Genomic DNA, 22,939 nt, shown 5'->3' with positions numbered 1-22,939 from the left:
CTCCGACCCCGGTTTGCGACCGCGCAGCAGGCTACGGCTGGCAACTTCGGGGTCAGAGCCGGGGTCAGAGCCCGGTTTTGCTTTTCCAAGGGCTCTGACCCCGGTTTGTGGCCGCGCAGCAGGCTACGGCCGGCAACTTCGGGGTCAGAGCCCCTTCAGACCCAACACCGGGCTCTGACCCCTCCGGACGCTCTGGACGCCCTGGTCGCTGCGCATGCCCTGGTCGCTGCGCGCGCCCTGGCCGCTGCGCACGCCGTGGCCGCCGGTTCCCGCATCGTCGAGCCGGAACGTCCCCACCGCCTGCTCCAGCTTGTCGGCCTGTTCCCGCATCGCCGCCGAGGCCGCCGAGGTCTGTTCGACCAGCGCCGCGTTCTGCTGCGTCGCCTGGTCCATCTGGACGATGGCGGCGTTGATCTGCTCGATGCCGCTGGTCTGCTCCTGGCTGGCGGCCGAGATCTCGGCCATGATGCCGGTCACGCGGCCGACGCTGTCGACGATCTCGCGCATCGTGTCGCCGGCCTGCGCCACCAGGCGGCTGCCGTTCGCGACCTTGGCGCCGGAATCCTCGATGAGGGTCTTGATTTCCTTGGCCGCCGCCGCCGAGCGCTGCGCCAGGTTGCGCACCTCGCTGGCCACGACCGCGAAGCCGCGGCCCTGCTCGCCGGCGCGCGCCGCCTCGACCGCGGCGTTCAGTGCCAGGATATTGGTCTGGAACGCGATGCCGTCGATGACGCCGATGATGTCGGCGATCTTGCCGGACGCGGCGTCGATCTCGGTCATCGTGCCCACCACCTGCTCGATCACGGCGCCGCCGCGCGCGGCCACGCTGGAGGCGGTCGCGGCCAGCGTGTTCGCCTGGCGCGCATTGTCGGCGTTCTGCTTCACGGTCGAGGTCAGCTCTTCCATCGACGACGCGGTTTCTTCCAGCGCGCTGGCCTGCTGTTCGGTGCGGCTCGACAGGTCCAGGCTGCCCGCCGCCACCTCGCTCGATGCGGTGGCGATGGTGCGGGTGCCGCCGCGCACCGCGCGCACGGTCTGCGCCAGGTTCTCGTTCATGCGCGCGAGGGCCTGCAGCAGCTGGCCGACCTCGTCGCGGCCGTCCGCGTCGATGCGGCTGGTGAGGTCGCCGGCGGCCACCGTGTTCGCCACGTCGAGCGCCTGCCCCAGCGGACGCGTGATCGACAGCGACAGGCGCCATGCCACCAGGGTGGCCGCGGCGAGGATCGCCAGGCCCAGCGCGGACATCAGGGTCATCGCGCGCCCGTAGGTCGCCTCGGCATCGTTGCTGGCGTGCTGGATCAGGTCGCGGTGCGTCTTGATCTGCGCGTTCATCGCCTTCTTGAGATCGAGCAGCAGCGGACGGAAGTCGGTGAGCAGGTAGGCCTTGGCGCCCTCGAGGTCGTTCCTGTCGATGCGTGCCAGCAGTTCCTGCTGGACCTTCAGGAAGCGCTCGTTCAGGCCGCGCATGACGGCGAGTTCGGGATCGTCGCCGCCGTGCTGCAGCAGTTGCTCGATCGCGGCGCGGCTCTTCATGACGTTGCCCAGCTGGACCTTGCGGTCGGCCGGGTCCTCGTTCAGGATCAGGTTGCGCTGCGCGATGGAGATGTTGTTGACCTGGTCGAGGAACATGGTCGCGGACTCGATCTTCGGCAGGCGGGTCTGCACGATCTCCTTGGTGCTGCGGTTGAGGTGGCCGAGCATGCTCATGCCGAGGACGAGGGCGGCGACCAGCATGGCGCAGATGACGCCGAAGCCGAGCACGAGGCGCGTGCGTAGTTTCAGGTTTCCCAGTTTCATATCGATGGTGTGGAAGGGGATACGGGAGGCCGCGGCGGCATGCCGCGGCCGGGAGACGGGAGGACTGCCGGCGCTCAGGCGGCCGAGCGGGCCGCGGCCAGCAGGCCCATTTCTTCGGAGCCGAGCAGCCTGTCGATGTCGAGCAGGATCAGCATGCGCTCGCCGACGGTGCCCAGGCCGCGCAGGAACTCGGTCGACACGCTGGCGCCCATGTCCGGGGCCGCCTTGATCTGGTCCGGGGTCAGGGTGACGACGTCGGAGACGCTGTCGACCACCATGCCGATCGTGTGGCCGTTGATGTTCAGGACGATGACCACGGTGAACGCATCGTAGGTCGGCGTGCCGACCCGGAACTTGATGCGCATGTCGACGATCGGCACGATGATGCCGCGCAGGTTGACGACGCCCTTCAGGTAGTCGGGCGCATTGGCGATGCGGGTGACGTTGTCGTAGCCGCGGATCTCCTGGACCTTGAGGATGCTGATCGCATACTCCTCGCCGCCGAGGCGGAACGACAGGACCTCGTTCGCCGTGTTTTCGATGTCTTCAGCCATGATTTTCCTTTATTGCACGCGGAATGGTGCGCTTGTAAATTTGCAATTAATTTTTCCGTGTGGAAATATAACCGAAGAGTACGATATTTCGCCGGCCGATACGATGGAGAAATGCTAATCACGGCGCAAAATTCATCGATTTTGCATGGCGATGCAACAGTCGGGAAGGAAATGCGATGGCCCCCGCGGCGCGGGGGCCACGACGATCAGGCGGCCGAGGCCCGGTCGATGATGCCGCCGCCCAGGCAGACGTCGCCGTCGTACAGCACGGCCGACTGGCCGGGCGTGACGGCCCATTGCGGGGCGTCGAAGCGCAGCGCGAACCGATCCGGTCCGTCGGGCGCGACGGTGCAGGCCACGTCGGCCTGGCGGTAGCGGGTCTTGGCCGACAGGGCGCGCGGCGCGGGGGCGGCGCCGGCGACCCAGCTGGCCTGGCCGGCGCCCAGTTCGCCCGACAGCAGCCACGGATGGTCGTGGCCCTGCACGATGTACAGGGTGTTGCTGGCGATGTCCTTGCGCGCCACGAACCACGGCGCGCTGGTGCCGTCCGCGTTCTTGTGCGACTTCAGGCCGCCGATGCCGATGCCCTTCCTCTGGCCCAGCGTGTAGAACGACAGGCCGACGTGCTCGCCGACCGTGCGGCCGTCGTCGAGCTTGATCGGCCCCGGCTTGTGCTGCAGGTAGCGGCCCAGGAACTCGCGGAACGGGCGCTCGCCGATGAAGCAGATGCCGGTCGAATCCTTTTTCTGGGCGTTCGGCAGCTGCAGCTTCTCGGCGATCTTGCGCACCTCGGTCTTCGGGATCTCGCCCAGCGGGAACAGCGCCTTCGACAACTGCGCCTGGTTCAGGCGGTGCAGGAAGTAGCTCTGGTCCTTGGTGGCGTCGAAGGCCTTCAGCAGCTCGAACCGGTCGGTCGCGCCGTTGTGGCGCACGCGCGCGTAGTGGCCGGTCGCGATCAGGTCCGCGCCCAGCTTCATCGCGTGGTCCAGGAAGGCCTTGAACTTGATCTCGGCGTTGCACAGCACGTCCGGGTTGGGCGTGCGGCCGGCCTGGTATTCGCGCAGGAATTCCGCGAACACGCGGTCCTTGTATTCGGCGGCGAAGTTGACCGCCTCGATGTCCACGCCGACGACGTCGGCCACGCTGGCCGCGTCGATCCAGTCCTGGCGCGTGGAGCAGTATTCGGAATCGTCGTCGTCTTCCCAGTTCTTCATGAACAGGCCGACGACGTCGTAGCCCTGTTCCTTCAGCATCCAGGCCGCGACCGAGGAGTCGACGCCGCCCGACATCCCGATCACGACTTTTTTCTTGCTCATGTTTTACGTTACGTCCGGTTTGATGGAGAGTCCGTCGTCCTCGAGGAAGACGGAATGGTCGGTGTACAGCAGGTCCAGGGACGTGCGCTTGCCGGCCAGGTAGTCGTCCACGCAGCGCAATACCATCGGGCTGCGGTGGCGTTCCTGGCAGGCCGCCAGTTCGTCGCGCGTCATCCACATCGTGCGCAGGATGCCTTCGTCGAGGGGCCGGTCGTATTCGCGGCCGGCCTTGCCGCAGAACGTGAAGCGCAGGTAGGTCACGTCGGTGCCGCGCGACTTCGAGTGGTAGCGCGAGATGTACATGCCCACCAGGGCTTCCGGGATGAATTCGTGCGCCGTTTCTTCCAGCGCTTCGCGGATCACCGCCTGCTCGAGCGATTCGTAGGGGTCGAGGTGGCCGGCCGGCTGGTTCAGGCGGATGCCGTCGCTGGTTTCCTCTTCGATCAGCAGGAAACGGCCATCGCGTTCGATGATCGCGGCGACGGTGACTGACGGTCTGAAGGTATGGGTCATGCGCGTCCTTGTTGTGAGCCGACATTCTACCCTGATGGAACAAGGGTTGCTCATGCTCACGCTGCGGCGCAACACTTCCGATTCGAATGAATGTTGATATATAGCAACAAAGCAAACACTATGGGCAGGTATACAGCAACGTGAATGCAATCTCGGCGATCTGTTTACGAAAAACCACTGATGTCACCCGCGCCGGGTAAGGCCGGGCGCATGCGCCATCGGCACAATGGTTACGTGCTAGATTCTAGACAGTTTATTAATTACACGGAGGCATCATGAGAATTGGTGTGCCGGCTGAATCCAGGCCCGGAGAAACGCGCGTCGCAGCCACTCCCGAAACCGTCAAGAAACTGGCCGGGGCGCACGAGATCGTCGTGCAGTCGGGCGCCGGCCTGCACGCCTCCGTGACCGACGACGCCTACGCCGCCGCCGGCGCGCGCATCGGCAGCGCGGCCGAGGCGCTGGGCGCCGACCTGGTGCTGAAGGTGCGCGCGCCGTCGCCCGACGAACTCGCGCTGATGCGCTCCGGCGCCGCGCTGGTGGGCATGCTCGATCCGTTCGACGCCGACGGCCTGGGCGTGCTGGCACGCCACGGCCTGGACGCCTTCGCGCTGGAGGCGGCGCCGCGCATCACGCGCGCGCAGTCGATGGACGTGCTGTCCTCGCAGGCCAACATCGCCGGCTACAAGGCCATCCTGCTGGCCGCCAACGCCTACCAGCGCTTCATGCCGATGCTGATGACGGCGGCCGGCACCGTCAAGGCCGCGCGCGTGCTGATCATGGGCGTGGGCGTGGCCGGCCTGCAGGCGATCGCCACGGCCAAGCGCCTGGGCGCCGTGATCGAGGCGTCCGACGTGCGTCCGCCGGTCAAGGAACAGGTCGAGTCGCTGGGCGCCAAGTTCATCGACGTGCCCTTCCTGACCGACGAGGAACGCGAGATCGCGCAGGGCAGCGGCGGCTATGCGCGTCCGATGCCGGCCGACTGGATGCGGCGCCAGGCCGGGCTGGTGCACGAGCGCGCGAAACTGGCCGACATCGTCGTCACCACCGCCCTGATCCCGGGCCGCAAGGCGCCGGTGCTGATCGGCGAGGACACGGTGCGCGCGATGAAGCCGGGCGCCGTCATCGTCGACATGGCCATCGCCCAGGGCGGCAACTGCCCGCTGACGGAATACGGCAGGACGGTGGTCAAGCACGGCGTGACCATCATCGGCGAGCCGAACCTGGCGGCGCTGGTGGCGGCCGACGCGTCCGCCCTGTACGCGCGCAACGTGCTCGACTTCCTCAAGCTGGTGATCGACAAGGACGGCAAGCTGGCGATCGACCGCGAGGACGAGATCGTGCGCGCCGTGCTGGTCGCGAGCGGCGGCGAAGTGCTGCGCAAACCCTGAGCAGGACGACAAGGAGACAGCCATGGAAATCAGTCATACCATCATCAACCTGATCATCTTCGTGCTGGCGATCTACGTCGGCTACCACGTGGTGTGGAACGTCACGCCGGCGCTGCACACGCCGCTGATGGCGGTGACCAATGCCGTCTCGGCCATCATCATCGTCGGCGCCATGCTGGCGGCCGGCCTGACCGAGGGCCTGACCGGGCAGGTGGCCGGCACCGTGGCGGTGGCGCTGGCCGCCGTCAACGTGTTCGGCGGCTTCCTCGTCACCCAGCGCATGCTCGAGATGTTCAGGAAGAAGGAGCCGCGCGCCGCCAGGCCGGCCGCCACGGACGGGGACGTCGCCGCCGCCAAGGCGAAGGAGGTCGCATGAGCTTCGTCAGCATGAACCTCGTGACGCTGCTGTACCTGGTGGCGTCGGTCTGCTTCATCCAGGCCCTCAAGGGGTTGTCGTCGCCGGCGTCGGCGCGCACCGGCAACGCCTTCGGCATGGCCGGCATGGCGATCGCCGTGCTGACCACCATCGCGCTGATGTTCAAGCTGCAGGAACAGTTGCGCACGGGCGGCATGGGCTTCGGCCTGGTGCTGCTGGGCGTGGTGGTCGGCGGCGCCATCGGCGCCGTGGCGGCGCGCCGCGTCGAGATGACCAAGATGCCGGAACTGGTGGCCGCGATGCACTCGCTGATCGGCCTGGCCGCGGTCTGCATCGCGGTGGCCGCCGTGTCCGAGCCGTGGGCCTTCAGCATCGCCGCGCGCGGCGAGCCGCTCCCCTTCGGCAACCGCCTCGAACTGTTCATCGGCACGTTCGTGGGCGCGGTCACGTTCTCCGGTTCCGTGATCGCCTTCGGCAAGCTGGCCGGCAAGTACAAGTTCCGCCTGTTCCAGGGCGCGCCGGTGCGCTACCCGGGCCAGCACCTGATCAACCTGGCGGTGGCGATCGCGATCGTCGTGCTGGGCCTGGTGTTCTGCTTTTCCGGCGGCGCGGCGCCCGCCTGGACGCCGTTCATCGTGATGGCCGTGCTGGCCTTCGTGCTGGGCGTCCTGATCATCATCCCGATCGGCGGCGCCGACATGCCGGTGGTGGTGTCGATGCTGAACTCGTACTCGGGCTGGGCGGCCGCCGGCATCGGCTTCTCGCTGAACAACTCGATGCTGATCATCGCCGGCTCGCTGGTGGGCTCGTCGGGCGCGATCCTCTCGTACATCATGTGCAAGGCGATGAACCGCTCCTTCTTCAACGTGATCCTGGGCGGCTTCGGCGGCGAGGCGTCCGGCGCCGACGCCGGCGGCGCCAGGGAGCAGCGCCCGGTGAAATCCGGCTCGCCCGAGGACGCCGCCTTCATCCTGCAGAACGCCGAAAGCGTGATCATCGTGCCCGGCTACGGCCTGGCGGTGGCGCGCGCCCAGCACACGGTCAAGGAACTGGTCGACAAGCTGACGGCGCACGGCGTGCAGGTGCGCTACGCGATCCACCCGGTGGCCGGGCGCATGCCGGGCCACATGAACGTGCTGCTGGCGGAGGCCGAGGTGCCGTACGACCAGGTCGTCGAGATGGAGGACATCAACGGCGAGTTCGGCCAGACCGACGTGGTGCTGGTGCTGGGCGCGAACGACGTGGTGAACCCGGCGGCCAAGGATCCGAAGTCGCCCATCGCCGGGATGCCGATCCTGGAGGCGTACAAGGCGCGCAGCATCATCGTCAACAAGCGCTCGATGGCATCGGGCTACGCGGGGCTGGACAACGACCTGTTCTACCAGCCGAACACGATGATGGTGTTCGGCGACGCCAAGAAAGTGATCGAGTCGATGGTCAAGACGGTCGAGTGACGCGATGGCAGGGCAGGGGTCAGAGCCCGGTGTTGCTTTTCAAGGGGCTCCGACCCCGGTGTTGCGGCGTCACCGCCGCCCGAACATCATCAGTTCGGCCAGCAGCATGCGCGCCGGCCGGACGGTATCGAACGCCGCCAGCGCCAGCCCGAACAGCGGCTGCAGCGGCCCCTTGTCGGCGAACACGCGCGCCATCGTGTCGGTGACGCGGATCACGGTGTCGCGGTCGCGGCCGCGCTCGGCGGCGAAGCGCGCGATGGCGTCCGGTACGGCGTCGTGGTCGGTGGCGCGGGCCAGCAGGCGCGCCAGCACCGCCGCGTCGCGCAAGCCCAGGTTCAGTCCCTGGCCGGCCACCGGGTGCAGCGTCTGCGCCGCGTTGCCGATGGCGACCGTGCGCGCCGTGAAGGCCGCGGCGGCGTTCAGGCCGAGCGGGAAGGCCACGCGTTCCGACACCCGGGTGAAGGCGCCCAGGCGTTCGCCGAAGGCGTCGCCCAGCGCGCGCAGGAAATCGTCGTCGCCCAGCGCGAGCAGGCGCTGGGCGCGCTCCGGCTGCACGCACCAGACCAGCGCGTACTGGTGGCCGTCGGCGCCGTCCTGCGGCAGCAGGGCCAGCGGGCCCTCGTCGGTGAAGCGTTCGAAGGCGCGGTGCGCGACCGGGCGGTCGGCGCTGACGCGCGCGATCACGCCGGTCTGGCCGTAGTCGCGCCGGCGCGCCCGCCCGGCCTGTTCGTCGAACACCCCGCCCTCGGCCTGCACGGCCACGCCGGCGCGCAGCAGGCGGCCGTCGTCCAGGTGCAGCAGCACGTGGTCGGCGTGTTCGTCGAGCGATGCCACGCGCACCGGGCGCAGCACCTGCACGCCCATGCGCTCGCAGGCGCGCGCCAGCGCGTCGACGACGTCGCCGTAGCGCGCCACGTAGCCCAGCGCCTCGACGCCGTGCTCGCCGCGGTCCATCAGGCTGCGGCCCAGGTGGCCGCGGCGCGAGACGTGGATCTCGTGGATCGCGGTGGCCGGCAGCGGCCAGGACAGCGCTTCCTCGAGCAGCATGCGGCTGCCCCAGGACAGCGCGATCGAGCGCGGGTCCGCGATCGCCTGGCCGAGCGCCTTCGCGTCGACCAGCGCGATGCGCGCGCCGTCCACGCCGCGCCGCGCCAGCAGGACCGCCAGCGCCATGCCCACCGGGCCGGCGCCGCAGATCGCCACGTCCACCCGCATCGTTTCCATCTCAGCCATGCATGCCCTTTCCGACCAGTGCCTCGATCTCGGCCACTTCCCTCGGCGCATCCCCGGTGAGGATGCGCGGCCCGTCCTCGGTGACGATCACGTCGTCCTCGATGCGGATGCCGATGTTCCAGAACGCTTCCGGCACGCCGTCGGCCGGGCGCACGTAGATGCCCGGCTCCACCGTCAGCGCCATGCCCGGCTGCAGTAGGCGCGACGGCTTGCCCGGCTGCGTCACGTCGCGGTAGGCGCCGACGTCGTGCACGTCCATCCCCAGCCAGTGGCCGGTGCCGTGCATGTAGAACGGCAGGTGGGCGCGCGCGGCGATGGCGTCGTCGACGTTGCCGACCTTCGACCTGTCGACCAGGCCCAGGTCGAGCATGCCCTGCACCAGCACGCGCAGCGCCGCCTCGTGGAAGCCGGCATACGGCCGGCCTGGCGCGATCGCCGCGAACGCGGCCCGCTGCGCCGCCAGCACCAGCTCGTACAGCGTGCGCTGGGCGGCGTCGAAGCGGCCATTGACGGGGAAGGTGCGGGTGATGTCGGCCGCGTAGCCGTCCAGCTCGCAGCCGGCGTCGATCAGCACCAGCTCGCCGTCGCGCACCTGCCGGTCGTTGGCGTTGTAGTGCAGCACGCAGGCATTCGGACCGGAGGCCACGATCGGGGTATAGGCCGGGAACTGGGCGCCGTTCCTGCGGAATTCGTACAGCAGCTCCGCTTCCAGCGCGTATTCGAACACGCCGGGGCGGGCCGCGCCCATCGCGCGCGCATGCGCCTGCGCCGAGATCCGGCCGGCGCGCGCCATGGTCGCCTGCTCGCCGTCGTCCTTCAGCAGGCGCATCTCGTCCAGCAGCGGCAGCAGGTCGTGGAAGCTTGCCGGCGCCGTCGTGCCGCCGCGGGCCAGCGCGCGCACCGCGTCCATCCAGCCCTTGACGCGCGCGTCCAGCGCGGCGTTGGCGGCCAGCGCGTAGTACAGCGCGGGCGCGTCGGCCAGGATGCGCGTCAGCTCGGTGTCGATGGCGTCGATGGCGAAGGCCTCGTCGACGCCGAACGCGGCGCGCGCCGCCTGCGGGCCGTAGCGGAAGCCGTCCCAGATCTCGCGCTCGGGATGCTTTTCGCGGCAGAACAGGATGGACCGCGCCGGCCGTTCGCCGTGGGCGGCGACCAGCACCAGCACGCTCTCCGGTTCGGTGAAGCCGGTAAGGTAGTAGAAATAGCTGTCGTGGCGGTACGGGTACTCGCTGTCGCCGTTGCGGATGGCCGGCGGCGCCGTCGGCAGCACCGCCACGGCGCCCGGCGGCATCTGCGCTGCCAGGCGCGCGCGGCGCGCGGCGCAGGCGCGCGTGTCGCGTGCGGCCGTCGTGTCCATCACGCTTTCTTCGCGGCCGCCGTGGCCGACGCGAAGGGGGCGTTGAGTTCCTCGAGCTGCTGCACGGTACCCACGTTGACCCACTGGCCGTCGTAGATCTCGCCGCCGACGCGGCCCTGCTCGATGAACTTGCGCATCAGCGGGCCGAATTTGAGGAACTCGCCCGCACGGATGCCGTCGAACATTTCGGGACGGTACACGCCGATGCCCGCGAAATTCCACTTCGGGTCGCCGTCGTTGGTCAGCGTGTACATGGTCATGCCGAAGTCGCCCCCGGGGTTGTGCCACGGGTTCGGCGTCAGGTACAGCCAGGCGATGTCGCGCTTTTCGAGCGGGATCGGCCGGCCGACGGCGTCGGTGTCCTTCAGCGCGTCCAGGGTCTGCCCGAAGTCGAAGTAGGGCGCGTAGATGTCGCCCGACACGGCCAGGAAGGGGGCGTCGCCCAGCAGGTGCAGCGCGTTGGCGATGCCGCCCGCCGTTTCCAGCGGCACCGGCTCGTGCGAGTAGGCGATGCGCGCGCCGTACCGGCTGCCGTCGCCCAGCTCCTCCTCGATCATGTGGCCGAGGTGGGAATGGTTGATGACGATGTCCCTGATGCCGGCGCGGACCAGGTTGATCACGTGCCAGGTGATCAGGGGGCGGCCGCGCACCTTCAGCAGGGGCTTGGGGCAGCTGTCGGTCAGCGGACGCATCCGCTCGCCGCGGCCGGCGGCGAAGATCATGGCTTTCATGGTGCGTTGTCCCGGATCTTCAGAAGGTGTAGCCCACCTGGGGCGCCTTGTCCTCGAAGGTGTCGAGCAGGCGGGCCAGCGGCTTCAGTTCGGTGTAGCGGTTGGCGGTCTTGCGCACGTAGTCGATCACGGTCGGCAGGTCGCCCAGGTAGTGCGGCTTGCCGTCGCGGTAGTTCAGGCGGCAGAAGATGCCCAGGATTTTCAGGTGGCGCTGCAGGGCCACGTACTCGAAGTCGCGGTAGAACGCGTCGATGTCCGGGTTCACCGGCAGGCCGACCTGCTTGGCGCTCTGCCAGTAGCGCACCACCCAGTCGAGCACGAATTCCTCGTCCCACTGGACGTAGGCGTCGCGCAGCAGCGAGGCCAGGTCGTAGGCGACGGGGCCGTACACGGCATCCTGGAAGTCCAGCACGCCCGGGTTGCCGCGGTCGAGGAACATCAGGTTGCGGGAGTGGAAATCGCGGTGCATGAACACCTGCTGCTGGGCCAGCACGTTGGCGGCGATGGCGTCGAACACCTTGTTCAGCTGGGCGCGCTGCGCCTCGGTCAGCGTCACGCCCAGGTGGCGCTCGACGAACCATTCCGGGAACAGGTTCAGTTCGCGCAGCACGAAGGCGCGGTCGAACTCCGGCAGCACGCCGGCCTGGCTGGTGAGCTGGAACTTGATCAGGGCGTCGACGGCATCCGAGTACATGAAGTTGGCGTTGTCGGCGTCCAGGCGCTGCAGGTAGGTGGTGGTGCCGAGGTCGGACAACAGCAGGAAGCCGTTGTCGACGTCGCGCGCGACGATCGCCGGCACGGTCACGCCGGCGTCGAACAGCAGGCCGTCGACGTGGATGAAGGCGGGGACGTTCTCGCGCTCGGGCGGCGCGTCCATGGCGATCAGGGTGGCGCCGAGCTTGTCGCGTAGCGCCGGCACAACATCGAGGCGGAAGTAGCGGCGGAAGCTGGCGTCGGACGAGGCAGGGCGCAGGCTCCCGGCGTCGACCAGGTCCAGCGTGCCCAGCCATGCGGTCAGCTGGGCCAGCCGGGCGTCCTTGTCGGCGGCGGCGGGAGAGTGTTGAGACAGAGAAGACATGAAGCGTCCTGAGGAATCCGGTTGGCGAAAATATTCCCATATAATAAGGGATTCAATCCAAAAAATCGCCCTCTATGGTGCAACGCGATCTTCCATGAGCTGGATTACGGCCCTACCATTCCCATCGCGGCGGACCGCCGCCTTGTCCGCCCTCGTCGCCGTGGCGTCGGCGCCGCTGTACGCGCAGACCTTGCCGCAGGCGGCCGTGCCCGCCACAGGCACGCCGGCCGTCCCGGCCAATGCGCGCGCCGACGAGCAGGAGCTGCCGGTCACCATGCGCGCCGAGGAGCTGACCGGCCGTCCCGACCGCGAACTGAACCTGTTCCGCGACGTCGAGATCACGCGCGGCGCGACCGGCATCACGGCCGACACGGCCTGCTACCGGCGCGTCGAGGACGAGGTCACGGCCGAGGGCAACATCAATATGTGGCGCTTCGGCGACCGCTACAAGGGCGATGCCCTGCAGCTGAACCTGGAAACCGGCAAGGGCTGGGTGCTGCACCCGTCCTACCACCTGGCGTTGAACAACGCGCAAGGCACCGCGCGGCGCATCGATTTCCTGGGCGAGGACCAGGCGCTGGTCGAGGACGGCACCTACAGCACCTGCGAAGGCCCGAATCCCGACTGGTACCTGAAGTCGAGCAACCTGCGCCTGGACCAGGGCCGCGACGTCGGCACCGCCGGCAAGACGCTGATCTATTTCAAGGACGTGCCGATCCTCGGCACGCCGGCGCTGTCGTTCTCGCTGTCCGGCGCGCGCCGCTCGGGCTGGCTGCCGCCGACCATCGGCGCGGGCTCCAAGGGCTCGGCCGAGGTCATGGTGCCGTACTACGTCAACATCGCGCCGAACCGCGACCTGACGCTGTACCCGCGCTACATGTTCGACCGCGGCCTGCAGCTGGGCGCCACCGGGCGCTACATCGGCGACACCGGCAACGGGCTGCTGTACAGCGGCGAGACCCACGTCGAGGTGCTGGCCAACGACCGCGTGGCGCACCGCGACCGCTGGTGGATCGACACCGTGCACACCCAGGCGATCACGCCGAACTGGTCGTACGGCTGGAACGCGCACGCCGCGTCCGACGACGAATACCCGTCCGACTTCTCGCGCACCGTGTCGGCATCGGCCGTGCGCCAGCTGCTGCGCGAGCTGCGCACCGACTACGCCGGCCAGTACTGGAGCCTGAACGCGCGCGTGCAGAGCTACCAGGTGCTGCAGGACCCGGGCGCCGCCACCAATCCGGCGCTGACGGTGCCGCGTCCGTACGACCGCCTGCCGCAGATTAACTTCCATGCCGGCCGCTACGACGTGCTGGGCGGCTTCGACTGGACGCTGGACGCCGAGGCCGTGCGCTTCTCGCATCCGGACGAAGGCGTGGTGCAGGGCAACCGCGCCAACGTCGTCGGCCAGGTCAGCTATCCGATCGTGCGCCCGGGCTGGTTCTTCACGCCCAAGGCGATCATGCACGCCACGCGCTACGACCTGGACAGCAACCCGCTGGGCGACCGCCAGATCACGCGCACGCTGCCGACCGTCTCGCTGGACTCCGGCATGATCTTCGAGCGCGACGCCAGGTTCTTCGGCAAGGAAGCCACCCAGACGCTGGAGCCGCGGCTGTTCTACGTGCGCACGCCGTACCGCAACCAGGATGCGGTGCCGAACTTCGACACGGGCGTGGCCGGTTTCAACTACGCCCAGCTGTTCACGGAAAACCGCTTCGTCGGCGCCGACAAGGTGTCGGACGCGAACCAGCTCACCGCCGCCATCGTCTCGCGCTTCATCGAGACCAACGGCGTCGAGCGCCTGCGCCTGGCGGTCGGCAGCCGCTACTACTTCACCGATCCCGAAGTGCGCCTGAACACGTTCGAGCAGCGCAACCAGAAGCGTTCCGACGCGCTGCTGGCGGCCTCGGGCCGCATTTCCGAGTCCTGGAGCTTCGACAGCGGCGTACAATACGACGCGCAGGCGCGCAGCCTGTACAGCACCAACGTCGGCGTGCAGTACCAGCCGGCGCCGATGAAGGTGCTGAACCTGGAGTACCGCTTCCAGCGCGATACCTTCGGCATCGTCAACGGATTCCGCAACGCGGACGTTTCCGCCCAGTGGCCGTTGTCGCAGCGCTGGTACGGCGTCTCGCGGGTCAGCTACTCGGTGCGCGACCGCAAGCTGCTCGAGAGCCTCGTCGGGCTCGAGTACAAGGCCGATTGCTGGGTGTTCCGGATGGGCGCGCAGCGCTTCGTGACGGCCGCGCAGACGGTGTCGACGCCGATCTTCTTCCAGCTCGAGCTCAACGGCCTGTCGCGCCTGGGCTTCGGCAACCCGCTGGAAACCTTCAACAAGAGCATCCCGGGCTATACCCGGCTGAACACGAACGTCGGCCGCCCCTGAAGCGGCCGGGCCATGGACAAAACAACCCTGAAATGAGTGCTTTCCTGATTATGCGTACCACCCACACCAAGCTGGCCGCGGCGCTGCTGTGCGCCCTCGCGACCGGCAACGTCCTGGCCCAGGCTGCGGCCCAGCCGCAGGCGCAGGCTCCCGCCGCCGCCGCGCCGGCTGCGGCACCGGCCGCACCGGCCGCCAAGGCGAACGGCGGCTTCCTGCCGCCGGCGGCGAGCAGCGCCAAGGTCATCGATTCGGTCTATGTCGTCGTCAACGACGAAGTCATCACCAAGCGCGAAGTCGACAACCGCGTGAATGAGATCACCCACCGCCTGCAGGCGCAGCAGGCCCAGTTGCCGGCCCCGGACGACCTGCGCCGCCAGGTCGTCGAAGCCATGATCACCGAGCGCGCCCAGCTGCAGCTGGCCAAGGAAATGGGCGTGCGCGTCAGCGACACCGAGCTCGATCGGGCGATCGGCCGCATCGCCGAGAACCAGAAGATGAGCGTGCAGGACATGCGCAACGCGATGGAGAAGGAGGGCATGACCTTCCCGCAGTTCCGCGAGCAGATCCGCAACGAGATCATGATGCAGCGCCTGATCGACCACGAGGTCGACAGCAAGATCCAGGTCTCGGAAGCCGAGATCGACACCTACCAGGCCGCCGAGAAGGCCGCCGCCGCGGAACGCGTCGAGATGGACATCTCGCAGATCGTCGTGCGTACCCCGGAAAACGCCTCGCCCGAGCAGATCGCCGCGCGCAAGGCCCGCGCCGACGAGGTGGCGCGCCAGCTGCGCACCGGCGCCGACTTCGCCAAGATGGCCGCCACCTATTCCGATTCGCCGGACGCCCTCAAGGGCGGCGTGATCGGCTGGCGCGACCCGGACCGCCTGCCGCAGCTGATCGCCACCGAACTGCGCAAGCTCAAGCCGGGCCAGGTCACGCCGGTCCTGCGCACCAACTTCGGCTTCCTGATCCTCAAGCTGTCGGCCGAGCGCAAGCAGGAAGCCCAGCAGCAGGCGGACCAGGCGGTCATCCAGCAGACCCACGCCCGCCACATCCTGCTGAAGGTCACCCCGACCATGACGGCGGACGAGGCCAAGAAGAAGCTGGCCGACCTGAAGGCGAAGATCGACGCCAAGCAGATCAGCTTCGAGGATGCGGCGCGCCAGAACTCGCAGGACGGTTCGGCTTCCAAGGGCGGCGACCTGGGCTGGCTGGCCCCGGGCGACGCGCTGCCGGAATTCGAGAACCCGATGAATGCGCTGAAGGTGGGCGAGGTATCGGACGTGATCCAGACCCCGTTCGGCTTCCACCTGATCCAGGTGATCGAGCGCAAGAGCGAAGACGTCTCGAAGGAGAAGGAACGCGCGATGGCGCGCCAGGTCCTGACCGACCGCAAGCGCCAGGAAGCGCTGGAAGACTGGTCGCGCCAGGTGCGCGACCGTGCCTACGTCGAGTTCCGCGAGGAGCAGTAAGGTCATGGCCGTGCAGGGCGCGCGCCCCAACCTGGCCGTCACGGTCGGCGAGCCGGCCGGCATCGGCCCGGAAATCTCGATCCGCGCGGCCTGGGCGTTGCGCGGCGAGGCCCGCTGCGTGCTGGTCGGCGACGCCGCCTTCCTGTCGCTCACGGCCAGCCTGATCGATCCGGCCATCCGGCTGTCCGCGCTCTCGACGCTGGCGCTGCGCCACAGCGGCTTGCCGCACTTCGGCCCGGACACGATTCCCGTCGTCGACGTGCCGGTCGACGCCTTCGTCGAGCCGGGCAAGCTGGATGCGGCCAACGGCCGCGCCGTGCTGGCCACGCTCGACCTGGCCGTCGAGGGCGTGCAGGCGGGCTGGTTCGACGCCATCGTCACCGCGCCGCTGCAGAAAAGCACCATCAACGACGCCGGCGTCGCCTTTTCCGGCCATACCGAATACCTGGCCGAAAAGACCGGCACGCCGCAGGTCGTCATGATGCTGGCCGGTTCGCCCGGCGAGGACGAACCCTACCTGCGCGTGGCGCTGGCCACCACGCACCTGCCGCTCAAGGACGTGCCGGGCGCCATCACCCGCGCCGGCCTGGCGCGCGTGCTGGACATCCTGCACGCCGACCTGCGCGACAAGTTCGGCATCGCCGCGCCGCGCATCCTGGTGACGGGCCTGAACCCGCATGCCGGCGAGAACGGCTATCTCGGCCGCGAGGAGATCGACGTCATCGCGCCGGCGCTGCAGGAGGCGCAGGCGCGCGGCATCGATGCGCGCGGCCCGTATCCGGCCGACACCCTGTTCCAGCAAAAATACCTGCGCGACGCCGACGCCGTGCTGGCCATGTACCACGACCAGGGCCTGCCCGTGCTCAAGCACGCCACCTTCGGCCGCGGCGTCAACATCACCCTCGGCCTGCCGCTGATCCGCACCTCGGTCGACCACGGCACCGCGCTCGACCTGGCCGCGCAGGGCCTCGGCCTGGCCGACTGCGGCAGCATGGAAGAGGCGATCCGCGTCGCCGCCGCCATGGTCGCGGCGCGCCGCGCCTGAGCCCGCGCGCGGGCATCCCAACCTTCAAGAACAACCATGAAACACGTAGCCCGCAAGCGCTTCGGCCAGAACTTCCTGACCGACGACCACGTCCTCCACAACATCATCGATGCGATCGGCCCGCGCCGCGGCGATACCATGGTCGAGATCGGCCCCGGCCTGGCCGCGATGACCTCGCTGCTGCTCAAGGAACTCGACCACATGCACGTCGTCGAGCTCGACCGCGACCTGGTGACGCGCCTGGAAAAGGCGTATCCGCGCGAGCGCCTCACCGTCCATTCGGGCGACGCGCTGAAGTTCGACTTCGGCGGCATCCCGGTCCCGGAAGGAAAACGGCTGCGCGTGGTCGGCAACCTGCCGTACAACATCTCCAGCCCGCTGCTGTTCCACCTGGCGGACTTCGCCCACCTGGTCGAGGACCAGCACTTCATGCTGCAGAAGGAAGTGGTGGAACGCATGGTGGCCGAGCCGGGCACCAAGGCCTACAGCCGCCTGTCCGTGATGCTGCAATGGCGCTACGACATGGCGATGCTGTTCGTGGTGCCGCCGACGGCCTTCGATCCGCCGCCGCAGGTCGATTCCGCGATCGTGCGCATGGTGCCGACGCGGCGCCAGCTGCCGGCCGACGCCGCCACGCTGGAAGCCGTGGTCGCCAAGGCGTTCTCGCAGCGGCGCAAGGTGATCCGCAATTGCGTGGCCGGCATGTTCACGGAACAGCAACTGGTCGAGGCCGGCATCGATCCGGGCGCGCGCCCGGAAGCGGTGGGGCTGGAACAGTACGTGGCGCTGGCGAACATCCTCAAGCCGGCCGTGTAGCAGGGTGGGCAGCGCACACGTAGCGTGGTTGCGGACGCAGCGGTAGCGCTGCCCCCCTACGTCCAATGGCGGCGGGCCCGCTCGAACACCAGCGCGCCCACCCGTTTTCCCAGCGCGCACGGCGCAATCCGTCGCCCGGCGCCGCCGCCGAAGCGGCGCAGCACCTCGGCCGCCGCGGCGTCGCAGGCGCGCGCCGCGTCCACGGCCGCGGCCTGCGCGGCCAGCGCCGCATCCGCCAGCGCATTGCCCAGCGCGAAATACAGCAGCACGTCCCGGTCGTCGCCACCGCCCTCGCGCGCGGCCAGCCCGCGCGCCCATGCCCAGCAGTGCAGGGGCGCCGCCATGCAGGCGGTCCGGTCCGGCGCGGTCCGGCGTCCGATGGCCAGCACCGCCGGCGCGAACGGCCCCATGCCGGCGTGCCATGCATCCAGCATGGCGGCGGCCTGGGCGCGGCCGATGCCTGCCGGACTGAGCTGGCAGGCCGGCGCCGCCGGATCGAGCCCGAGGCTGGCCATGTGCATGTCCAGCACCGGGCGCTGCGCCGGGAACAGCGCGGCCAGCATGGTCCAGGCCGCGTGCGACATCGCGGCGGCCTTGCCGGCGCCGTTGCGCTCGGCGCGCGGCAGCCGTACCGCCACCCCGGGCGTGCTCTGGCGCGCATCGCGTTCGTAGGCCGCCCAGGCGTTGTACATGCCCGTATGCAGGGCGGCGAGCGCCTGCGCGGCCGTGCGGGCCTGCGGGCGCAGGATGCGCACCGCCTCCAGCGCCACGTCGTTCCACCCCGCCACCGTCCCCGCCTGCGCGCCGCCGGCGCGCCCCGCGCGCACCTGTGGCGTCGCCCCCGCTCCTGCTCCCGCTTCCGCTCCCGCATCCAGTTCCAGCACGTCCCTGCGCATCATCCCGGCCTCCTCGTTCCGTCCCCGGCGAGTATCGCCAGCACGGTCCAGGCCGCTGTTGAGCGCACGCATGTGTCGGCGAGCTCTTGCGCAACGCACAATCCGGTTTTTTGCGCTTCCATCCCGCGTTTTTTGCAGTTCGTCGCAGTCCGCTGGAAGGGAGACAGGCGCCGGCCTACAGTAACACCATGCAAAGCCGATCCGGCTTCCCGATGAACCGCAACGAACCCCGAAGGAGAACATCATGAACGTCCTCAAACACATGGAAGCGATCTTCCTGGCCGCCGCCGTCCTCGTCGTCGGCACCAGCTACGCCAACGCCGCCGGCGCGCTGAAACAGGTCCGCTACGACGCCCAGGTCTCGGTCGAGAACCAGCAGGTCGCCGTCGTGAAAGTCAGCGCCAAGCGCCTGAGCGACGCCGGCAAAGCCGCACTGTGATCGACACCCGCCAATCCCCACCACGCAAGGAGAACAGCATGAACGTCCTGAAGAACATGGAAGCCCTCTTCCTCGCCGCCGCCGTCCTCGTCGTCGGCACCAGCTACGCCAACGCCGCCGGCGCACTGCAGCAGGTGCGCTACGATGCCCAGGTATCGATCGAGGGCCAGCAGGTCGCCGTCGTGAAGGTCAGCGCCAAGCGCCTGGGCGATGCCCGGTAACGAGCGGCAATCAGCAACACGCGACACGCGGTAACGGCAGCAGGCAGCAGGCAGCAGACAGCAGACAGGCAGATAAGCAGCAGATCGATCGCGGCGCCGCGCAGGACGCAGGCGCGCAAGGCAGCAAACGTCGTCCCGGTGCACAGGGGCGGCAGGCCGCGGGAGCGGCAAGGATTCGACGATTCGACGGTGGCGCAGGCGCGCGTCCCGTCCGACACCCGGCCAGGCGATGCGCCATCCCGGCCAAGACGCGCAAAAAACGGACAAAAAAAAGCCCGCTGTTGGGCGGGCTTAAATCCAATTCTTTTTGAGGAGAGTTGGAGGAGACAGGAAGCATTATGCTGCGTTACAGCATATCAGTCCAATTTTTGTTTGGAATACATGATATGCATTTTATTTATTTCTCTTCCGTTCCATTCTCTCCGTGTCACGTCACTTGCAGGTGACCACCAGGTTGGTGACGCCGTTCGCCTTTTCGGCGGCATCGTCCATCGTGCCGGCGCCGGTGCCGTTGGCGCCGCCGGCCACGGTGCAGGTCTGGCCGGTAGGCTGGGTCAGCACGGTGACGCCGTAGGTGTTGGCGTAAGGAACGGCGCTCAGCGCGAAGGCGAGGTCGGCGCCGGTCGGCTTGTTGTTGGCATCCACCACCGGCGACGCCGTATAGGTGCTGTTGCTGCCGTTGGCCAGCACCAGGCCGGTGGTCGTCAGGCCCTTGATGGTGCCGCTCAGCGCGTAGGCGTTGATGGTGCAGCTATAGTAGATGTCGATCTTGGACAGCTGGCCGGCGGTGCCGTTCTTCGGGAACTGGACCGCGCCGCAGCTCTGGTGCGCCGGCATCGCGCCCAGCGCGGTCGCGGTCGCGCCCTTCGGGATCACGTCGTAGGTCTGGCCGTACTCGATCTGGTTCGGGAAGACGAAGGTGACGTTCGGGATGCTGCCGTCGGCGTTCTTGGCCGGCGGGGCGACCGTCTGCTCCATGCCGTTGGTGGTGAGCACCAGGCCCGGGTAGAGCACGTTGAGGACGGTCACGTTGATCGGGAAGGTCGCCTTGCCGCCGGCGCCGCACGACGCCAGCGTGACGGTCGCCGCCAGGGCCAGCGCCTTGCCTGCGAGGGAAAACTTCATGTATTTCTCCATTCGAATCAAACGCAGGTGACGACGACGTTGTCGACCAGGTCGGTCGCACCCATGGTGCCGGCGCCCTTGCCGTTGGTGCCGCCCGTGACCGAGCAGACCTGGCCGGCCGGCTGGGTCAGCACGGTGACGCCGTAGGGACCGTCTTCGTAGACCGGGGTCATGGCCACGCTGGTCGCGCCAGGCGCGACGTCGCGGCGGTCGCTGCCGTTGACGATGACGAGGCCGGTGCCGGTCAGGCCGCGCACGGCGACCGAGAACTCGTGCTTCTTGATCTCGCAGACCACGGTGATCTGGGCGATCGTGTAATAGTTGGCGCGCGCCTTGCCGTTGTTGACGACGCAGGTCTTGACGTTCGACGGCAGTGCCGAGTACGTGATGTCGAAGGCGTCGTCGGTCGAGACGCGCTGCTCGAACTGGAACGAGGTGTAGGGCGCGGTGACGGCGACCGTGTTGCCGCCGTTTTTCAGGACCAGGCCGTCCTTCGTGACGCCGCTCACCGAGCCGTACAGGTACAGGTCGCCGTCGCCGCCGCCGCAAGCGGACAGGCCCAGCGCGCATGCCAGCGTGACAACACCGGCACGCAGGATCGAACTCTTCATCAGGATCTCCAATTGGACGGGCGTGTGGCGCGCATGTGCGGCGCCGGCTCCGCGGAAAGAAAAATGCCCATCATTTTAGTGCATTTGGCAAGCGCCCAGTCCTTTTGCCTTTGTATCACGGTGTAACGATGGGTTCCGCGCAACGCTTGCGCCGGCTGCGCGGGCGGTATGCCATTGATTTTCGGTGCCGCCCTCGCTATGCTTGGGCGCTCCCCACCCCGTCCCCAAGCATGACCAGCACCCGCCGCGCCTGGCCCAAGGCCATCCTGTTCGACCTCGACGACACCCTGTGGCCGATCGCTCCCACGATCCTGCGCGCCGAGGAAACCATCCATGCCTGGCTGCGCGAGCACGCGCCGCGCGTGGCCGCGCGCCACACCATCGAGAGCCTGCGCCAGGCGCGTCTGGACCTGCTGGCGCAACGGCCCGAGCTGGGCCTCGACATGGGCAAGCTGCGCCGCGCCGGCCTGCAGGCCGCCTTCGCCGAAGCCGGCGAGGACGCGGCCAAGATCGACGCGGCGATGGACACGTACTTCGCCGCGCGCAATACCGTGGAACCCTACGCGGACGTGCTGCCGGGCCTGCAGCGCCTGCAGGACCTGGTGCTGGTCGGCTCGGTCTCGAACGGCAACGCCGACCTGCGCACGATCGGCCTGTCGCACCATTTCAAGGTCTCGGTGGCGGCGCACCAGCTGGGCGTGGCCAAGCCGGATGCGGCGATCTTCCTGGCCGCCTGCCGCGCGCTGGGCGTCGACCCGGCGGACGCGGTCTACGTCGGCGACGACGTCCTGCTCGACGTGCAGGGCGCCCAGCGCGCCGGCCTGCGCGCCGTCTGGATGAACCGCACCGGTTCCACCAGGCACCTGGAGCACGAGGTGGTGCCGGATGCGATCGTGCGCGACGTCGGCGAATTGCTGGACTGGCTCGAACGCGAACATGCGCACGTGCACGGATGACCGCACACCCCCGCCCGCGAAAGCGGCATAATGGCAACCGGACGACATCAACGAGGCGGCCGCCGCCCACTCACTAGCGTATGCAACTCGATCACCGTGCACAAACCCTGCTGAAGGCCCTCGTCGAGCGCTACATCGCCGACGGCCAGCCGGTCGGTTCGCGCGCGCTGTCGAAGATTTCCGGCCTCGATCTCTCGCCGGCCACGATCCGCAACATCATGGCCGACCTCGAGGAAATGGGCTACGTCGCCAGTCCGCACACGTCGGCGGGCCGGATCCCGACGCCGCGCGGCTACCGCCTGTTCGTCGACACGCTGCTCACCGTGCGGCAGATCGACGAGAACGCCGTCGAAGCCGGCATGCGCCTGCCCGCGCACCAGCCGCAGAAGGTCATCGCCAACGCGGCCCAGATGCTGTCCTCGCTGTCGCAGTTCGCCGGCGTCGTGCAGAGCCCGCGGCGCGAGTCGGCGTTCCAGCAGATCGAATTCCTGCGCCTGTCCGAAAAACGCATCCTGCTCGTCATCGTCGACCCGCGCGGCGACGTCCAGAACCGCCTGCTGCCGACCGACGTCGACTATTCGCCGTCCCAGCTCACGCAATCGGCCAATTACCTGAACCAGCATTTCGCCGGCCTGTCGTTCGACGAGGTGCGTGCGCGCCTGACCGGCGAACTGCGCCAGTTGCGCGACGACATGGGCCGGCTGATGCAGGCGGCCGTCGAGGCCGGCAGCGAGGCGCTGGCCGAGACCGACGGCATGGTGATCGCCGGCGAACGCAACCTGCTGTCGGTGGCCGACCTGTCGTCCAACATGAGTTCGCTGCGCCAGATGTTCGAGATGTTCGAGCAGAAGACGGGGCTGATGCAGTTGCTCGACGTCTCCAGCAAGGCCGGCGGCGTGCAGATCTTCATCGGCGGCGAATCCAAGCTCGTGCCGCTGGACGAGATGAGCGTCGTCACCGCGCCCTACGAGGTCAACGGCAAGATCGTCGGCACGCTGGGCGTGATCGGGCCGACCCGCATGGCCTACGAGCGCGTGATTCCCATCGTCGACATCACGGCCAAGCTGCTGTCCAGCGCGCTCAGCCAGTCCTGATCACGGTGCCGGCGCCGCGCGCGGCGCCCAAAAAAAACCGCCCGGCGCGGCGGGCGGCATGTCGCGTGGCGGACG

The 22,939-nt window shown here is 68.5% G+C and carries 22 protein-coding genes; 11 read left to right on the top strand and 11 right to left on the bottom strand.

What is annotated here, in order from left to right:
• Nucleotides 1–144: 144 nt before the first annotated feature.
• The 4 genes from QZ749_RS21290 to QZ749_RS21275 form a co-directional block, all read right to left on the bottom strand.
• Nucleotides 145–1,797, bottom strand: coding sequence for a methyl-accepting chemotaxis protein (locus tag QZ749_RS21290; protein ID WP_296951063.1), 1,653 nt, complete (start codon nucleotides 1,795–1,797; stop codon nucleotides 145–147).
• 74 nt (nucleotides 1,798–1,871) lie between these two features.
• Nucleotides 1,872–2,351 (bottom strand): chemotaxis protein CheW, encoded by a 480-nt coding sequence (locus QZ749_RS21285; protein ID WP_296951060.1) that lies wholly within the window; start codon nucleotides 2,349–2,351, stop codon nucleotides 1,872–1,874.
• Nucleotides 2,352–2,557: 206 nt separating this feature from the next.
• A complete protein-coding gene (gene mnmA / locus QZ749_RS21280; protein WP_296951057.1) occupies nucleotides 2,558–3,667 on the bottom strand; it encodes a tRNA 2-thiouridine(34) synthase MnmA in 1,110 nt (369 codons plus the stop codon).
• Between the two features lie 3 nt (nucleotides 3,668–3,670).
• A complete protein-coding gene (locus tag QZ749_RS21275) occupies nucleotides 3,671–4,180 on the bottom strand; it encodes an NUDIX hydrolase (protein ID WP_296951054.1) in 510 nt (169 codons plus the stop codon).
• A gap of 275 nt (nucleotides 4,181–4,455) precedes the next feature.
• Here QZ749_RS21275 and QZ749_RS21270 point away from each other — a divergent pair, with 275 nt between their 5' ends.
• From QZ749_RS21270 to QZ749_RS21260, 3 genes are read left to right on the top strand one after another with little or no spacing between them, the layout of a single operon-like run.
• A complete protein-coding gene (locus QZ749_RS21270) occupies nucleotides 4,456–5,571 on the top strand; it encodes a Re/Si-specific NAD(P)(+) transhydrogenase subunit alpha (RefSeq protein WP_296951051.1) in 1,116 nt (371 codons plus the stop codon).
• A 22-nt stretch (nucleotides 5,572–5,593) separates the two neighbouring features.
• Entirely contained in the window at nucleotides 5,594–5,947 is a 354-nt protein-coding gene (locus QZ749_RS21265; RefSeq protein WP_296951046.1) for an NAD(P) transhydrogenase subunit alpha, read from the top strand.
• Nucleotides 5,944–7,401: an NAD(P)(+) transhydrogenase (Re/Si-specific) subunit beta gene (locus QZ749_RS21260; protein WP_296951042.1), complete on the top strand. Its 1,458-nt coding sequence runs from the start codon at nucleotides 5,944–5,946 to the stop codon at nucleotides 7,399–7,401. The genes QZ749_RS21265 and QZ749_RS21260 overlap by 4 nt, the downstream gene beginning before the upstream one ends.
• A 69-nt stretch (nucleotides 7,402–7,470) precedes the next feature.
• Here the strand turns inward: QZ749_RS21260 and QZ749_RS21255 are convergent, their stop codons facing one another.
• Genes QZ749_RS21255 through QZ749_RS21240 form a run of 4 tightly spaced genes read right to left on the bottom strand, consistent with a single transcriptional unit; the run spans nucleotide 7,471 to nucleotide 11,800 of the window.
• On the bottom strand, nucleotides 7,471–8,625 hold the full coding sequence (locus tag QZ749_RS21255) for an FAD-dependent monooxygenase (protein ID WP_296951387.1): 1,155 nt from the start codon (nucleotides 8,623–8,625) through the stop codon (nucleotides 7,471–7,473).
• 1 nt (nucleotide 8,626) lies between these two features.
• Nucleotides 8,627–9,991, bottom strand: a complete 1,365-nt coding sequence (gene pepP, locus QZ749_RS21250) for a Xaa-Pro aminopeptidase (RefSeq protein WP_296951039.1) — start codon at nucleotides 9,989–9,991, stop codon at nucleotides 8,627–8,629.
• The gene (murU, locus tag QZ749_RS21245; protein WP_296951036.1) at nucleotides 9,991–10,722 is read right to left on the bottom strand and encodes an N-acetylmuramate alpha-1-phosphate uridylyltransferase MurU; all 732 of its coding nucleotides are present in this window, start codon (nucleotides 10,720–10,722) and stop codon (nucleotides 9,991–9,993) included. Before murU ends, pepP begins: the two co-directional genes overlap by 1 nt.
• A 19-nt stretch (nucleotides 10,723–10,741) precedes the next feature.
• A complete protein-coding gene (locus tag QZ749_RS21240; RefSeq protein ID WP_296951034.1) occupies nucleotides 10,742–11,800 on the bottom strand; it encodes an aminoglycoside phosphotransferase family protein in 1,059 nt (352 codons plus the stop codon).
• Between the two features lie 94 nt (nucleotides 11,801–11,894).
• Between QZ749_RS21240 and QZ749_RS21235 the strand changes: the two genes are divergently transcribed.
• From QZ749_RS21235 to rsmA, 4 genes are read left to right on the top strand one after another with little or no spacing between them, the layout of a single operon-like run.
• A complete protein-coding gene (locus QZ749_RS21235; protein ID WP_296951031.1) occupies nucleotides 11,895–14,189 on the top strand; it encodes an LPS-assembly protein LptD in 2,295 nt (764 codons plus the stop codon).
• Between the two features lie 50 nt (nucleotides 14,190–14,239).
• A complete protein-coding gene (locus tag QZ749_RS21230) occupies nucleotides 14,240–15,661 on the top strand; it encodes a peptidylprolyl isomerase (RefSeq protein WP_296951028.1) in 1,422 nt (473 codons plus the stop codon).
• A gap of 4 nt (nucleotides 15,662–15,665) precedes the next feature.
• On the top strand, nucleotides 15,666–16,706 hold the full coding sequence (gene pdxA / locus QZ749_RS21225) for a 4-hydroxythreonine-4-phosphate dehydrogenase PdxA (RefSeq protein WP_296951026.1): 1,041 nt from the start codon (nucleotides 15,666–15,668) through the stop codon (nucleotides 16,704–16,706).
• Between the two features lie 36 nt (nucleotides 16,707–16,742).
• Nucleotides 16,743–17,522: a 16S rRNA (adenine(1518)-N(6)/adenine(1519)-N(6))-dimethyltransferase RsmA gene (rsmA, locus tag QZ749_RS21220; RefSeq protein WP_296951024.1), complete on the top strand. Its 780-nt coding sequence runs from the start codon at nucleotides 16,743–16,745 to the stop codon at nucleotides 17,520–17,522.
• Nucleotides 17,523–17,578: 56 nt separating this feature from the next.
• Here the strand turns inward: rsmA and QZ749_RS21215 are convergent, their stop codons facing one another.
• A complete protein-coding gene (locus QZ749_RS21215; protein ID WP_296951022.1) occupies nucleotides 17,579–18,421 on the bottom strand; it encodes a DUF6851 domain-containing protein in 843 nt (280 codons plus the stop codon).
• 241 nt (nucleotides 18,422–18,662) lie between these two features.
• Between QZ749_RS21215 and QZ749_RS21210 the strand changes: the two genes are divergently transcribed.
• Together QZ749_RS21210 and QZ749_RS21205 are read left to right on the top strand one after the other, a co-directional pair.
• On the top strand, nucleotides 18,663–18,857 hold the full coding sequence (locus tag QZ749_RS21210; protein WP_296951020.1) for a hypothetical protein: 195 nt from the start codon (nucleotides 18,663–18,665) through the stop codon (nucleotides 18,855–18,857).
• 38 nt (nucleotides 18,858–18,895) lie between these two features.
• The gene (locus tag QZ749_RS21205) at nucleotides 18,896–19,078 is read left to right on the top strand and encodes a hypothetical protein (RefSeq protein ID WP_296951017.1); all 183 of its coding nucleotides are present in this window, start codon (nucleotides 18,896–18,898) and stop codon (nucleotides 19,076–19,078) included.
• A gap of 432 nt (nucleotides 19,079–19,510) precedes the next feature.
• On the opposite strand, the gene QZ749_RS21200 is transcribed toward QZ749_RS21205, so the two are convergent.
• Both QZ749_RS21200 and QZ749_RS21195 read right to left on the bottom strand, forming a co-directional pair.
• Nucleotides 19,511–20,203 carry a hypothetical protein gene (locus QZ749_RS21200; RefSeq protein ID WP_296951016.1) on the bottom strand — a complete coding sequence of 231 codons (693 nt, stop codon included), beginning with the start codon at nucleotides 20,201–20,203 and terminating at the stop codon, nucleotides 19,511–19,513.
• A 17-nt stretch (nucleotides 20,204–20,220) separates the two neighbouring features.
• Nucleotides 20,221–20,814 (bottom strand): hypothetical protein, encoded by a 594-nt coding sequence (locus tag QZ749_RS21195; RefSeq protein ID WP_296951013.1) that lies wholly within the window; start codon nucleotides 20,812–20,814, stop codon nucleotides 20,221–20,223.
• Nucleotides 20,815–21,044: 230 nt separating this feature from the next.
• Here QZ749_RS21195 and QZ749_RS21190 point away from each other — a divergent pair, with 230 nt between their 5' ends.
• Both QZ749_RS21190 and hrcA read left to right on the top strand, forming a co-directional pair.
• On the top strand, nucleotides 21,045–21,770 hold the full coding sequence (locus tag QZ749_RS21190) for an HAD family hydrolase (RefSeq protein ID WP_296951011.1): 726 nt from the start codon (nucleotides 21,045–21,047) through the stop codon (nucleotides 21,768–21,770).
• Nucleotides 21,771–21,850: 80 nt separating this feature from the next.
• Nucleotides 21,851–22,864 (top strand): heat-inducible transcriptional repressor HrcA, encoded by a 1,014-nt coding sequence (gene hrcA / locus QZ749_RS21185; RefSeq protein WP_296951009.1) that lies wholly within the window; start codon nucleotides 21,851–21,853, stop codon nucleotides 22,862–22,864.
• The last annotated feature ends 75 nt before the right edge of the window (nucleotides 22,865–22,939 follow it).

It is taken from the genome of uncultured Massilia sp., assembly GCF_913773735.1.
In the GTDB taxonomy this organism is placed as follows: Bacteria; Pseudomonadota; Gammaproteobacteria; order Burkholderiales; family Burkholderiaceae_D; genus Telluria.
This window is presented reverse-complemented; position numbering and strand designations above follow the sequence as displayed.

Bases quoted from the DNA above. Each gene is read 5' to 3' on its own strand.
- mnmA (WP_296951057.1), bottom strand. From the start codon at position 3,667: ATGAGCAAGAAAAAAGTCGTGATCGGGATGTCGGGCGGCGTCGACTCC.
- QZ749_RS21270 (WP_296951051.1), top strand. From the start codon at position 4,456: ATGAGAATTGGTGTGCCGGCTGAATCCAGGCCCGGAGAAACGCGCGTC.
- QZ749_RS21195 (WP_296951013.1), bottom strand. From the start codon at position 20,814: ATGAAGAGTTCGATCCTGCGTGCCGGTGTTGTCACGCTGGCATGCGCG.
- QZ749_RS21190 (WP_296951011.1), top strand. From the start codon at position 21,045: ATGACCAGCACCCGCCGCGCCTGGCCCAAGGCCATCCTGTTCGACCTC.
- hrcA (WP_296951009.1), top strand. From the start codon at position 21,851: ATGCAACTCGATCACCGTGCACAAACCCTGCTGAAGGCCCTCGTCGAG.
- rsmA (WP_296951024.1), top strand. From the start codon at position 16,743: ATGAAACACGTAGCCCGCAAGCGCTTCGGCCAGAACTTCCTGACCGAC.
- QZ749_RS21255 (WP_296951387.1), bottom strand. From the start codon at position 8,625: ATGGAAACGATGCGGGTGGACGTGGCGATCTGCGGCGCCGGCCCGGTG.
- QZ749_RS21240 (WP_296951034.1), bottom strand. From the start codon at position 11,800: ATGTCTTCTCTGTCTCAACACTCTCCCGCCGCCGCCGACAAGGACGCC.
- QZ749_RS21290 (WP_296951063.1), bottom strand. From the start codon at position 1,797: ATGAAACTGGGAAACCTGAAACTACGCACGCGCCTCGTGCTCGGCTTC.
- QZ749_RS21265 (WP_296951046.1), top strand. From the start codon at position 5,594: ATGGAAATCAGTCATACCATCATCAACCTGATCATCTTCGTGCTGGCG.
- QZ749_RS21215 (WP_296951022.1), bottom strand. From the start codon at position 18,421: ATGATGCGCAGGGACGTGCTGGAACTGGATGCGGGAGCGGAAGCGGGA.
- QZ749_RS21235 (WP_296951031.1), top strand. From the start codon at position 11,895: ATGAGCTGGATTACGGCCCTACCATTCCCATCGCGGCGGACCGCCGCC.
- QZ749_RS21285 (WP_296951060.1), bottom strand. From the start codon at position 2,351: ATGGCTGAAGACATCGAAAACACGGCGAACGAGGTCCTGTCGTTCCGC.
- pepP (WP_296951039.1), bottom strand. From the start codon at position 9,991: ATGGACACGACGGCCGCACGCGACACGCGCGCCTGCGCCGCGCGCCGC.
- QZ749_RS21200 (WP_296951016.1), bottom strand. From the start codon at position 20,203: ATGAAGTTTTCCCTCGCAGGCAAGGCGCTGGCCCTGGCGGCGACCGTC.
- QZ749_RS21260 (WP_296951042.1), top strand. From the start codon at position 5,944: ATGAGCTTCGTCAGCATGAACCTCGTGACGCTGCTGTACCTGGTGGCG.
- pdxA (WP_296951026.1), top strand. From the start codon at position 15,666: ATGGCCGTGCAGGGCGCGCGCCCCAACCTGGCCGTCACGGTCGGCGAG.
- murU (WP_296951036.1), bottom strand. From the start codon at position 10,722: ATGAAAGCCATGATCTTCGCCGCCGGCCGCGGCGAGCGGATGCGTCCG.
- QZ749_RS21230 (WP_296951028.1), top strand. From the start codon at position 14,240: ATGCGTACCACCCACACCAAGCTGGCCGCGGCGCTGCTGTGCGCCCTC.
- QZ749_RS21210 (WP_296951020.1), top strand. From the start codon at position 18,663: ATGAACGTCCTCAAACACATGGAAGCGATCTTCCTGGCCGCCGCCGTC.
- QZ749_RS21205 (WP_296951017.1), top strand. From the start codon at position 18,896: ATGAACGTCCTGAAGAACATGGAAGCCCTCTTCCTCGCCGCCGCCGTC.
- QZ749_RS21275 (WP_296951054.1), bottom strand. From the start codon at position 4,180: ATGACCCATACCTTCAGACCGTCAGTCACCGTCGCCGCGATCATCGAA.